The organism is Methanobrevibacter sp., from assembly GCF_045644645.1.
GTDB lineage: Archaea > Methanobacteriota > Methanobacteria > Methanobacteriales > Methanobacteriaceae > Methanocatella.
The window spans coordinates 1-10,743 of record NZ_JAZRHE010000074.1 but is presented as its reverse complement, the minus strand read 5'-3'; the positions used below and the strand labels follow the sequence as shown (position 1 = coordinate 10,743).

The 10,743-nt window shown below is 32.7% G+C and carries 12 protein-coding genes; 7 read left to right on the top strand and 5 right to left on the bottom strand.

The genetic code is table 11. From position 1 onward, the window contains the following. Nucleotides 1–253: 253 nt before the first annotated feature. The 4 genes from ACKI4K_RS04325 to ACKI4K_RS04310 are packed head-to-tail and all read left to right on the top strand — an operon-like array spanning nt 254 to nt 2,678. On the top strand, nt 254–1,039 hold the full coding sequence (locus tag ACKI4K_RS04325; RefSeq protein WP_407422642.1) for a helix-turn-helix transcriptional regulator: 786 nt from the start codon (nt 254–256) through the stop codon (nt 1,037–1,039). Between the two features lie 5 nt (nt 1,040–1,044). Then, nucleotides 1,045–1,872: a helix-turn-helix transcriptional regulator gene (locus tag ACKI4K_RS04320; RefSeq protein ID WP_407422640.1), complete on the top strand. Its 828-nt coding sequence runs from the start codon at nt 1,045–1,047 to the stop codon at nt 1,870–1,872. Then, the gene (locus ACKI4K_RS04315) at nt 1,847–2,158 is read left to right on the top strand and encodes an ArsR family transcriptional regulator (RefSeq protein WP_407422638.1); all 312 of its coding nucleotides are present in this window, start codon (nt 1,847–1,849) and stop codon (nt 2,156–2,158) included. Before ACKI4K_RS04320 ends, ACKI4K_RS04315 begins: the two co-directional genes overlap by 26 nt. A gap of 13 nt (nt 2,159–2,171) precedes the next feature. Next, the gene (locus tag ACKI4K_RS04310) at nt 2,172–2,678 is read left to right on the top strand and encodes a molybdenum cofactor biosynthesis protein B (RefSeq protein WP_407422636.1); all 507 of its coding nucleotides are present in this window, start codon (nt 2,172–2,174) and stop codon (nt 2,676–2,678) included. A 44-nt stretch (nt 2,679–2,722) separates the two neighbouring features. Here the strand turns inward: ACKI4K_RS04310 and pyrE are convergent, their stop codons facing one another. Genes pyrE through ACKI4K_RS04295 form a run of 3 tightly spaced genes read right to left on the bottom strand, consistent with a single transcriptional unit; the run spans nt 2,723 to nt 6,162 of the window. Next, nucleotides 2,723–3,250 (bottom strand): orotate phosphoribosyltransferase, encoded by a 528-nt coding sequence (gene pyrE / locus ACKI4K_RS04305; RefSeq protein ID WP_407422634.1) that lies wholly within the window; start codon nt 3,248–3,250, stop codon nt 2,723–2,725. A 9-nt stretch (nt 3,251–3,259) separates the two neighbouring features. After that, entirely contained in the window at nt 3,260–3,490 is a 231-nt protein-coding gene (locus tag ACKI4K_RS04300; RefSeq protein ID WP_407422632.1) for a PRC-barrel domain-containing protein, read from the bottom strand. A gap of 29 nt (nt 3,491–3,519) precedes the next feature. After that, a complete protein-coding gene (locus tag ACKI4K_RS04295) occupies nt 3,520–6,162 on the bottom strand; it encodes a PEP/pyruvate-binding domain-containing protein (protein ID WP_407422630.1) in 2,643 nt (880 codons plus the stop codon). A 209-nt stretch (nt 6,163–6,371) separates the two neighbouring features. Between ACKI4K_RS04295 and xseA the strand changes: the two genes are divergently transcribed. From xseA to ACKI4K_RS04280, 3 genes are all read left to right on the top strand, one after another. Beyond that, nucleotides 6,372–7,625: an exodeoxyribonuclease VII large subunit gene (gene xseA, locus ACKI4K_RS04290; RefSeq protein WP_407422628.1), complete on the top strand. Its 1,254-nt coding sequence runs from the start codon at nt 6,372–6,374 to the stop codon at nt 7,623–7,625. Further along, a complete protein-coding gene (gene xseB, locus ACKI4K_RS04285) occupies nt 7,625–7,843 on the top strand; it encodes an exodeoxyribonuclease VII small subunit (protein WP_407422626.1) in 219 nt (72 codons plus the stop codon). Before xseA ends, xseB begins: the two co-directional genes overlap by 1 nt. A 298-nt stretch (nt 7,844–8,141) precedes the next feature. Beyond that, the gene (locus tag ACKI4K_RS04280) at nt 8,142–9,299 is read left to right on the top strand and encodes a KamA family radical SAM protein (protein WP_407422624.1); all 1,158 of its coding nucleotides are present in this window, start codon (nt 8,142–8,144) and stop codon (nt 9,297–9,299) included. 62 nt (nt 9,300–9,361) lie between these two features. Here the strand turns inward: ACKI4K_RS04280 and ACKI4K_RS04275 are convergent, their stop codons facing one another. Then, complete coding sequence (locus ACKI4K_RS04275) at nt 9,362–10,366, bottom strand: adenosylcobinamide amidohydrolase (protein ID WP_407422622.1); 1,005 nt, start codon at nt 10,364–10,366, stop codon at nt 9,362–9,364. A gap of 44 nt (nt 10,367–10,410) precedes the next feature. After that, on the bottom strand, nt 10,411–10,743 hold a 333-nt coding region (locus tag ACKI4K_RS04270; protein ID WP_407422620.1), incomplete at its 5' end, for a TCP-1/cpn60 chaperonin family protein.

Below are 10,743 nucleotides of genomic sequence, written 5' to 3'. Positions count from 1 at the left end.
AGATAAAATATACTTTAAAATTGTGAGGACATTGTATAATAAGTCCAAAGAGCAAAATAGTGAATTATACTAAAATAATTAAGAAATATGATGAATTTAATCAGAATAAAATTAAAATTGGAGTGAAATTGGATAGAAATTGGATGGAATTTTGAAAAATGTATATAATATTTAATTTTTAAATCAACTATTGTAAATGAATCCATAAAATATTTTAGAATATCTTGGATTAAACAAAGCGGAGGTAATATTGATGATAAGTCATTATACAATGAATAATGATATAACATTCCTTGCAAAATCTGAAATTCGATTAAAAATCCTAAGTGAACTACAAAAGAAACCAAAATCAGTGAAAGAACTTGTAAATGCTACCAAAATCACTTACAGTTCCATCTCAAGCAACTTAACCAAACTTGAAGAAAACAACCACATAACAAAAAAGAAAAACAAATATCATTTAAATCCATTAAGTGAAATTTATTACGAAAACCTGATGGATTTTAAGATCAGTGTGGATTTAATTAACGACTACAACGATTTTTGGAACAACCACAACATTGACCAGCTAAGCATTGATTCAGTACAAAACATCATTGATTTAAAAGACTCCAAACTTGTGAAAACAACTCCTCTTGACATATACAAAACACACAATGTCAATAGGGAACATATGATGGAATCGAATAATGTTAAAGCAATATTCCCCTACCTCCATCCAGAATATCCTCAATTAATAGAGCATATTTTGAAAAATGAAGGAAAGGTGGAATTGATTATCCCAAGGAATATGTTTCAGGAACTAATATTAAAAATCAATGGCAAAGTAAGGAAAAAAGCTGCAAAAAATGGAAAATTGAAAGTTTATACAACAAAGGATGATTTAAAGTTATATCTAACTTTATGTGATTATACAATGAGTTTAGGATTATTTAAAAGTGATGGTAGCTTTGACCAGAACAGATTATTGATATCTGAAAGTGAAGAATCACAATTTTGGGCAGAAAATCTGTTTGAAAGCATTAAACAAAAGGTGTGATTTGAATGACTAATGTACAGACTAAAAAAGAACTAAGCAAAGAATACAAAAACATAAAGTATATCCTAACATCAACAATGCGAACCAGATTAATATTAACAATGTATGAAAGTCCTAAAAACTTAGAGGAACTAAGAAGCGAACTGCAAAAACCATCTGCAACAATATTACATGGACTCAAAGAATTAGAATCAATAAACCTAATAAAAAAAGTTCAAAAACAATATCAGCTAACATCAAATGGCGTTATATTGGCTACAAATATGGTAAAGCTAATTGAAAATTGGGTTTCCTTAAACAACAATACTACCTTCTGGAATAATCACAACCTTGATGATATTCCGGAAGAATTCCTAAAAAATATGCATCTGCTAAAAGATGTTACATATATCAAATCAACTACAAGTGATTTATCAAATGCATTCAACAGATACATTAAACTAATATCAGATTCACAGGAACTGAAAATGATAATGCCGATATATTCCGAAAACCATTTTAAACATATTTCTGAACTTTTAAATAAAAATAAACTAAGATATTTGGAATTAATGGTTAGCGAAGAAATATTAAATTCCATTAAATTAAATAATTCCTTTAAAAAATCATTGCTCAATAATAAAAAAGTTAAAATTCATTGCATAAAACAGAATTTGAAACTGTTTTTAACATGCTCACATGATTTTATGTCATTGACCCTATTTTTTAAAGATGGGCATTACGATGACTCCCAAATCTTAATCGGGAAGTCAGATGATGCTCGAAAATGGGGCAATAGCATATTTAACTATTACAAGGAGATTGTCGATGAGAAACAAATACATCGAAACTAATTACAAAAATAGTGAAATGACAAAATTGTTACTTGGAAGAAAAGGCGGTAGAACTACAATAAGAATTATTGATCAACTTCTAATCCGACCCTACAATATGAATCAACTATCTAAAATTTTAAAATTAGATTACAAAACTATAAAGTACCATATGCACCTAATTTTAAAATTAAACCTTGTTGAAGGGGACGTGGAAGAGTATGGAAGTCTTTACTTTCCATCAAAAAAATTGATAAATAATTTAAATGAATACGAACAGATAAAAAAGTACTTAAACAATCTATAAAAAGTGATAACCAATGAAAAGTGAAACTGCAAAAGAACATCAAAATGAATCATCCAAAGAAATATCCTGTGGAGTAATTACACTTAGCGACAGTAGAAAATCAAAAAAAGCAGATCTATCCGGCCAATATATGGCTGAAGAAATTGAAGCAAGATATACATTAAAATCAAGAAAATTAATAGCAGACGAAAAAGATGATTTATTGAATGCAATTGAAGAAATGATATCTGAAAATGTTGATGTTATTTTGACAACAGGAGGAACTGGTTTAGACACTAGGGACATCACTGTTGAAACAGTTGAAGAACTTTTCGAAAAAAAATTAGATGGTTTTGGCGAAATATTCAGAGCCGTATCTTATGAAGAAATAGGTTCTGCAGCATTATTATCCAGAGCCACTGCAGGAATATATAAAAAAACTGTTATATTTTCTATGCCCGGCTCACCTAATGCCGTTAAAACCGCATTAAGTATTATTATCGATGAACTACCGCATTTCGTCCATCATGTGAAAAAATAAATATTTAAATGATGAAATTAATTTTTCATCATTATTTTCTTTTTTTAATTGAAAAATTCATCAACACTTATTAAAGGTTCTAAAGTAATGCCCTCTTTTTCAAACTCTTCAATAGCGCCTTCTTGCCTATCCACAACAACAACTGCTCTTTTTACATTACCGCCATTATCCTGAATGGCTTTAATAGCTTTCAGAAGTGACCCTCCGGTAGTTGATACATCCTCAACAACAATGACATCATCACCTTCCAAAAGCTCACCTTCAATGAGTTTGGAAGTTCCATAACCTTTCTTTTCTTTGCGAATCATCAATAATGGAAGTTTTGATTCTAGAGAAACGGCTGTAGCTATTGGAACTGCGCCTAAAGCAGGCCCTGCAACTTTATCTATTTCATCATCTTTAATTTTTTCCGTGATTAACTTTGAAATTGTAGACAGAATCTCAGGTTCAGTAATGGCCTTCTTCATGTTGATATAATAATTACTCTTTTTTCCGGAGGATAAGGTGAAGTCCCCTTCAAGAAACACTTCATTTTCTTTTAGCAAATCAATTAAATATTCTTTAGAAACCATATTAATCAATCATATATCGTCTTCGCCTTTAAGCAGTATCTTATCACCAATCACTTTTACAAGTTCCATTGGAATTACATTTTCACTAGCTTTGATTTGTTCTGAAAATCCGGTTTTTTTAATTACAAGATCTGTGATTTCAAAAGTAACCTTATCAAAAACAACATCATAAACTTTTCCAACGATTTGGACATCAGCATCGAGAACTTCTTTACCAAATAATTCATCTTTAATTCTCATTTTTGTCACCTGATATAGTATTAGTTACTTCAATTTAAAATAGCTTTACTTTCATCGCCGACCATGTCATGGTAAAATTCAAGTTTCTCATCATCAAATTCAACAACATGAATCATATCATATACATCATCGTCCAGCTCAGAATTAATTTCATGCAATTTATTTGGGAAATCTTTGATTAGGTCTTTATCAAATGCCAATCTTTTATCGTTTTCAAAAATGGCGCCATAATAAATATCTGCTTCAACTAAATCCTGGAACATATGACTTCCAAAGGATAATTCCGGCACATAACCCACTTTACTGTAGGACTCTTCCAGAATAGCTCTAAATTGACTAATTTCTGCAAACACCACAGGAATGCCCAATTCTGGCGAAGATGTTCCAATTCTTCCAGGGACAATAAGCATTGATGTTTTGTCATTTTGCTTGCAATAAGCATTTATTTCACCGATTATCCTTGCAATTAAACTCTTTTTAGCATACGGATATTCATAATATTTATGGGAATCAACATAAACAAGAGTGTCAATGTTTTCTTTCCTAGACCTTCCCATAGAGGCATTCTTAATATGGAAATAAGTCTCGCCGACATCATTCGGAATTTCAATAACGTCTTTTGTTGTTGATATCTGTAGAGGCCTGCACTGTAAAAGATTAACCACAAATGAATTATCCGGACCGATATTTACTGTATATTCCACATCAACCGGATAATCATAAGCCTTTTCAAGAGTTTTAAGTAACTCCTTCATCATGTTGATAAACTTGTCATTGTTGACAATGCCATTACAGTTTACAAATACAATTTCTCTTCTTTTTCCCCTTTCCCTAAATCTCCTCTCAGCTTCCGTATCATGCTCAATTACCGGACGTTTCGCATATCTTGGAAGAACTTCAAGACCTTCATCAACAGGGATTTCATGTAGAGAAATTTCCTTTAGATCCAAAACGTCCAATGAATGTTGTGAGTATTTATGGCGCTCGGCAACATCAGGGTGATCAATTGCATGAGGCCTGTCCAGATTAATAATTCTTGGATAATCATTTTGAGTTCTATCCACCGCCTTTGTACCTAATCCCATTACAAGCCTAAGCATTCCCCCATTATGCCCCATATCCGGTTGCGGAGAATATGGAGAATATGAAAATCCAACACCTGCAATTGTTGGGAAGAAATAATCTTCATAGTATGATCCTGAAACCCTTTGAACTAAAAGCCCCATCTGCTCATCGCAGTCATCCAAATCATTTAATGACCTATATTCTAAAGCGGAAATATTCATGGTACTTGCATAAACAGTTTTAACTGCTTCTTCAAAAGATTCTAGCCTCTCATCCAGTGACCCCTGGTTGACACAGAATACCGATTCATATTTGCCTGCAAATGCATTACCGAACCCATCTTCTAAAAGGCTACTTGAACGAACGATAATCGGACTTTGGCCAAAGTAGTCTAAGACTCTTCTAAATTCATTTTTAATATCATCCGGGAAAACTCCATTTTTAAGTCCTTCTTCCAACTCACGACCCGCTTCATAGTAACCTTCCTTAGTTCTTTGCTTTACACGGATGTTCCACAAATCATTGAAAACAATATATGTATAAAACAAATCGGAACCTATGTAAAATGAATCGTCAGGTTCGAAATCGACGTATAAATCCGGACGTTCCTTTTCTATGATTTTACGAGCCAAAAGCATTCCGCATGCCTTCCCTCCAATCATTCCACTTCCAACCAAACGATTGTAAATGCTAATGTAATCCCCATAATCAAAGTATTCTTTAATTTTTTCAACAACCTTATCATCCTTCGCCATCATCATGCTGCACATCAGCTCACACCTATCAGAAACATCAACGCCATTCTGGCGCAGCAATTCTGTAGCCGTAAAGAATCTCTCCCAACTGTCAGTATTCTGCTCATTATTGTAAGCTGATGCAGAGTTGATTACCTGGTAAAATTTAGAAACCTCCACACCATCAGTTAAAGTTGTGACCTCCCCTGTTTCCGGATTATATTTATGACCTAAAAACATTGTCTGAGAATACCTATTCCATACTTTGAGAGGATGAACATAAACATCGCTTTTATTAGAATATACATCTAAAAACAGCTGAGTTGTTTCCCTTATTTTTGCAATTGACTCAAATGAATGTTTTCCACGAATAACCGGGAAAAATGCAACAGTATCAAGTATAAATAAATATGGACATGTAACTCTGAAAAAATTGCCCATCATCAAATCTGTTGCCCATGCGGCCTGCAAGTCTGAAAGGCAATCAAATACATAAAAAGCATCGAAGCCTTCTTTAGTAATGATATTATGAACCTCTAAAGTAAATGACTCAAATTGCTCCATTGGATCGACTTTATAAATTTTAATCCCATTTTTTTCAATCATTGCAAACTCTGTTTCCGGATTGTTTCTTTCAGCTTCCAATTTTTCAAAATCCTCATCAGTCATTTCAATTAGCGGTTCATGTTGTCCGAAATTAATGTAAATCAAATTTCTTTTATCTTCCAATGCCTGTTTTACATAAGGATTTACAAAATAAGAAAATTCTCTTAGATTTGAAACTTGCCACACTACATTATCGCCTAAACGAATATTATCCAATGTCTCATCCAACTCATCAATACCTGACTTAATCCTTTCAAATGCAGCCATGATAAAAACTCCATAAATGTTCATTTATTTACTAAAATAAATTCTTATTTTGAAGTATATTCAATTTAGTATATAAAAATATTGAATATTATTTAATTTGTCGGCAAAATGACTTCCGAATGGCAAATGGACAACAATAATTAGCCGAAAATGAAAAATTGTATTAAATATAAACAATATAATAACAACATTATTTTAAAGGTGAACATATGGATGATGAATACTTAACAGTATCTCAAGTAAACGCCTACATTAAAAGAAAGCTAAAACTGGATGAAAATTTGCGAAATATCTACATTCGCGGTGAAATATCTAACTATAAAACTTATCCCAGTGGACATAGCTATTTTACCCTAAAAGATGAAAAATCACAAATTCCAGCGGTAATGTTTAAAGGAAGAAAACATAGCCTCAAATTCCAACCTGAAAATGGTATGAAAGTGATTGTTAAAGGTAAAATTGAAGTTTATGAAAGAGACGGCAAATATCAATTATATGCCACAACAATTACTGAAGATGGAATTGGGGAACTGCACATAGCTTTTGAACAATTAAAGAAAAAGCTTGATGATGAAGGCTTATTTGATGATGCACACAAAAAAGAAATTCCAAAATATCCTCAAAGGATTGGAGTGGTTACGGCACGAACAGGTGCAGCCATAAGAGATATCATCACAACAATCAAAAGAAGATACCCCCATTGTGAAGTTCTTGTTTTTTCAACACTCGTTCAAGGCGATTCGGCTGCCCCCCAAATTGTGCGCCAAATCAGAAATGCCCAACAATACAATATCGATACATTAATCGTTGGAAGAGGCGGGGGAAGTATTGAAGACCTATGGCCCTTTAACGAAGAGATTGTCGCACGCGAAATCTATGCTTGTAAAATACCCGTCATCAGTGCAGTCGGACATGAAATCGACTGGACAATATCCGATTTCATTGCAGATAAAAGAGCAGCAACTCCCACAGCCGCCGCTGAGATTGCCGTGCCTGAAATAAATGAAGTTAAATACAAAGTTAATCAATTATCTCAAAGAATTAATAAAAGCATCAATGACAAATTAATGCAGAATAAACAGAAAATTGAAAACATTTCCCAAAAACAGATTTTTAGAAATCCCGAATCGATTTACGAAATCAAACAAATGCATTTGGATAATATAATAGGCAGACTAAATTTTACATCCAAAAATATTATTTCAGAAAATAGAAGCAAATTGATTAAAATTGAGGCCAGGCCTGTTTTAAGAAACCCCGAAGAGGTGACAAAAGCAAAAAGAGAAATATTCTTAAGAAATGTTGATAAATTAACAATTTTAGATCCCCTTTTAACATTAAAAAGAGGTTATTCAATAGCTAAAGTTGATAATAAAGTCATCTCAAGTGCAAAAGATGTTGAAACTGGAGATGAGCTGGATATTGAATTTGATGATGGAACTGTTAATACTAAGGTGATATGATGCAGGATTTAAGTTTTGAAGAAAGTTTAGAGAAATTAGAAGAAATCGTGAATAAATTGGAAAATGGTGACGTGCCTCTGGATGATGCAATTGACGAGTTTACAAAAGCGATGGAATTAGTTAAATTATGTAATAATAAATTAAACAATGCTGAAGAAGCAATTGCAAAAATTGTCCAGGATAATGGAGAAATAGAAAATTTCAATCTTAATGAATAATTTAATCCATTATGGGAAAAAGATTCCTATAGACACTGAATTTACATTTCGGCAGATGATTGCTTGGACGAAATTCTCCTGAGCAAACACTTTATGGAACAGCACTCATCAAACCTAATCCAATATCAACATTAGCTGACAATACGGCCTGAAAGTCAAAAAATTATATATTGATTAATGAACAAAACTATAATTTATAATTATAAAAGTTATTCGGAATGGGGTAGATAGCATAGACATCCATAGAAAAAAATCATTAATTCGGTCAGATGAACTTGATAGAATAGCCATTGAAGACATGGAAAACAAATCAAATATTAGAATTGGATTTAGTGATTTTTCTAAAAAATTATATGCAGACAACAAAAGTAAAATTTTAGAAGAATTAAATGCTAGTGAAAACGACTGGAACAATCCGAAATGGCAATTAAAAAACCGTATTAGTGATGTTGGAGAAATTTTGAAATATGTCAATCTTCCAGAAGAGGAAATCGAAACCATAAAAAAAGTTAGCGATAAATATAGATTTGCAATAACTCCTTATTATTTTTCATTAATTGATTTTAACAATCCAAAATGTCCAATAAAATTACAATCCATTCCAGACATTAAAGAATTGGATGAGGGCGGATTATTGGATCCAATGAATGAGAAAGACTCTAACCCTTCAGGAAAGATAACTAGAAGATATCCAAATAAATTAATCATTAATGTCACTAACGCTTGTCCCATGTATTGTAGGCACTGCCAACGCCGTAGATTAATAGGCAACTTTGATAAAAACACTTCCAAAGAGTATATTGATGAATCAATAGATTTTATAAAAGACCACAATACAATCAGAGAAGTATTAGTTACTGGAGGAGACTCATTATTATTGTCCAATAATAGATTGGAAAATCTATTTAATAGATTGTCCAATATTGAGCATGTTGAAGTGATAAGGGTAGGTACAAGAACCTTGGCAACACTTCCATTCAGAATTGATGATGAACTTGCGATTTTACTTAGAAAATATAGAGTGCAACTCTCAACACAATTCAATCATGCTTGTGAGATTACCCCCGAGGCAGTTAAGGCAATTGATACATTGGTCGACCATGGAATACTTGTAAGAAATCAGATGGTGCTATTGCATAATGTCAATGACAATAAGTATTGTGTTCAAAAAACCAATGAAGAATTACATAAGTATCGCGTAATTCCATATTACCTGTTCCACCCGAAAGATGTTAAAAGTACTAAACACTTCTATGTAGACATTTCCAAAGGTTTAGAAATCATGAAACATTTAGAAGGAAGAACAAGCGGCATGTGCAAACCAACATATGTATATAATTCACCGGGAGGTCTTGGTAAAGTTCCTTTGGTGCCTGTGGAAAATATCGAATTCACTGAAAACGGATATAAATTCACAACATGGGAAAACAAAACAATTATACGCGACTACAAATGAACTTCCCGTCACAACAGTTGGAAGATTTGATTAAAAATATGATTTTTACAAGTCAAATTGCTTCAAACGAAATAGTTAACCCAATATTTCAATAATTTTTTTATTGGAGAACTATTGCAATTTCCTATTATTTTACCGGCTAAATCTAATGCCTCTTCTTTTTTAACCAGCCCGCATTCGACTTCATCCATAATATTTAAAACGGAACTTGTAATAGCCACATTATCCTGCTTTTTCATATCCTTTTGTAAAACCCTAATGAATTCTTCCTTATCACAATCTAAAGAATCATAAAACTCATTAATGTCCAAAGTATAACGATTCAATCTGACTAATGCATTTGACTGTGATTTTGGACTAATCCAAACTTGTTTTTTAATTGCTTTTTTTACTGATTCCGCCACGGATTGTCCAATTAATTCACCTAATTTGGAGTGTTTTCCAGCATTGGTTAATAAGTTATCGGATTCTAAACTAGAAAAGACACACAATCCATCAGTTCCAGTTCCTGTGGCATAGCCATTTGAATACTGTGATGGAATCTTTAAATCATTTAATGCAACAGTTTTGGCTTCTGTTGCACTCATAAATGCATCAAGCAATGTTTCATAGCCTAAATTAGCATTGATTAAGATTATGGTATTTATTGTACCGAATCTTCCATTTTCCTCATAAAATGATGCAGGGTCGCCTGCCCTTACTGCATTGGTTCTGACGCCTGCAGTCGTGATAGCCGTGACCTCCAAGTTTTTATAGGATTTCGTTACAATGCTTACATTTTCCATTTTGGCCAATGTGGTCAAACCTGTAGAATAACTAGAATCAACATTCAATGCACCACAATGCTGAATCAAATAATCTTGCAAATCATGGTCTTCCAGATAATCAATTTTTTCCTGTGATAAATGATGGTTAAAAACGCTTGTAAAACTTGAAGAAAATCCTCCATTCAGTTTGGATGTGGAAATTCCATTACGTTTAACATTAAATTTAACAAAAATAGTGTCTTTTAGATAATATACTTCATCATTGAGTGAAGTTTTAAAAATTAGTCTATTGGAATTCATAAAAATAAAAAAAAGAAAAGAAATTAATTAAAATTTCTTTATACTTACATCATTGGAGGCATTCCGCCAGCCATGGATGGATCCATACCCATGTCTTCAGGGCCTTTGGTTGATGCAATTACATCATCGATTCTTAAAATCATTTCAGCTGCTTCGGATGCAGATTGGATAGCTTGTTTTTTGACACGTTTAGGTTCAATTACACCAGCTTCTTTCATGTCTGCTACTTCACCAGAGAATACATCCAATCCCATGTAGAATGAGTCTTCTTGTGCTGCCCTTAAATCTACTAAGGAGTCGATGCTGTCTAAACCTGCATTTTCAGCTAAGGTTTTTGGTACGATTTCTAAAGCTTCTGCAAATGCGTTTACAGCTAA

Coding starts and splice junctions, on each gene's coding strand:
- ACKI4K_RS04325 (WP_407422642.1), top strand. CDS start 254: ATGATAAGTCATTATACAATGAATAATGATATAACATTCCTTGCAAAA.
- ACKI4K_RS04320 (WP_407422640.1), top strand. CDS start 1,045: ATGACTAATGTACAGACTAAAAAAGAACTAAGCAAAGAATACAAAAAC.
- ACKI4K_RS04315 (WP_407422638.1), top strand. CDS start 1,847: ATGAGAAACAAATACATCGAAACTAATTACAAAAATAGTGAAATGACA.
- ACKI4K_RS04310 (WP_407422636.1), top strand. CDS start 2,172: ATGAAAAGTGAAACTGCAAAAGAACATCAAAATGAATCATCCAAAGAA.
- pyrE (WP_407422634.1), bottom strand. CDS start 3,250: ATGGTTTCTAAAGAATATTTAATTGATTTGCTAAAAGAAAATGAAGTG.
- ACKI4K_RS04300 (WP_407422632.1), bottom strand. CDS start 3,490: ATGAGAATTAAAGATGAATTATTTGGTAAAGAAGTTCTCGATGCTGAT.
- ACKI4K_RS04295 (WP_407422630.1), bottom strand. CDS start 6,162: ATGGCTGCATTTGAAAGGATTAAGTCAGGTATTGATGAGTTGGATGAG.
- xseA (WP_407422628.1), top strand. CDS start 6,372: ATGGATGATGAATACTTAACAGTATCTCAAGTAAACGCCTACATTAAA.
- xseB (WP_407422626.1), top strand. CDS start 7,625: ATGCAGGATTTAAGTTTTGAAGAAAGTTTAGAGAAATTAGAAGAAATC.
- ACKI4K_RS04280 (WP_407422624.1), top strand. CDS start 8,142: ATGGAAAACAAATCAAATATTAGAATTGGATTTAGTGATTTTTCTAAA.
- ACKI4K_RS04275 (WP_407422622.1), bottom strand. CDS start 10,366: ATGAATTCCAATAGACTAATTTTTAAAACTTCACTCAATGATGAAGTA.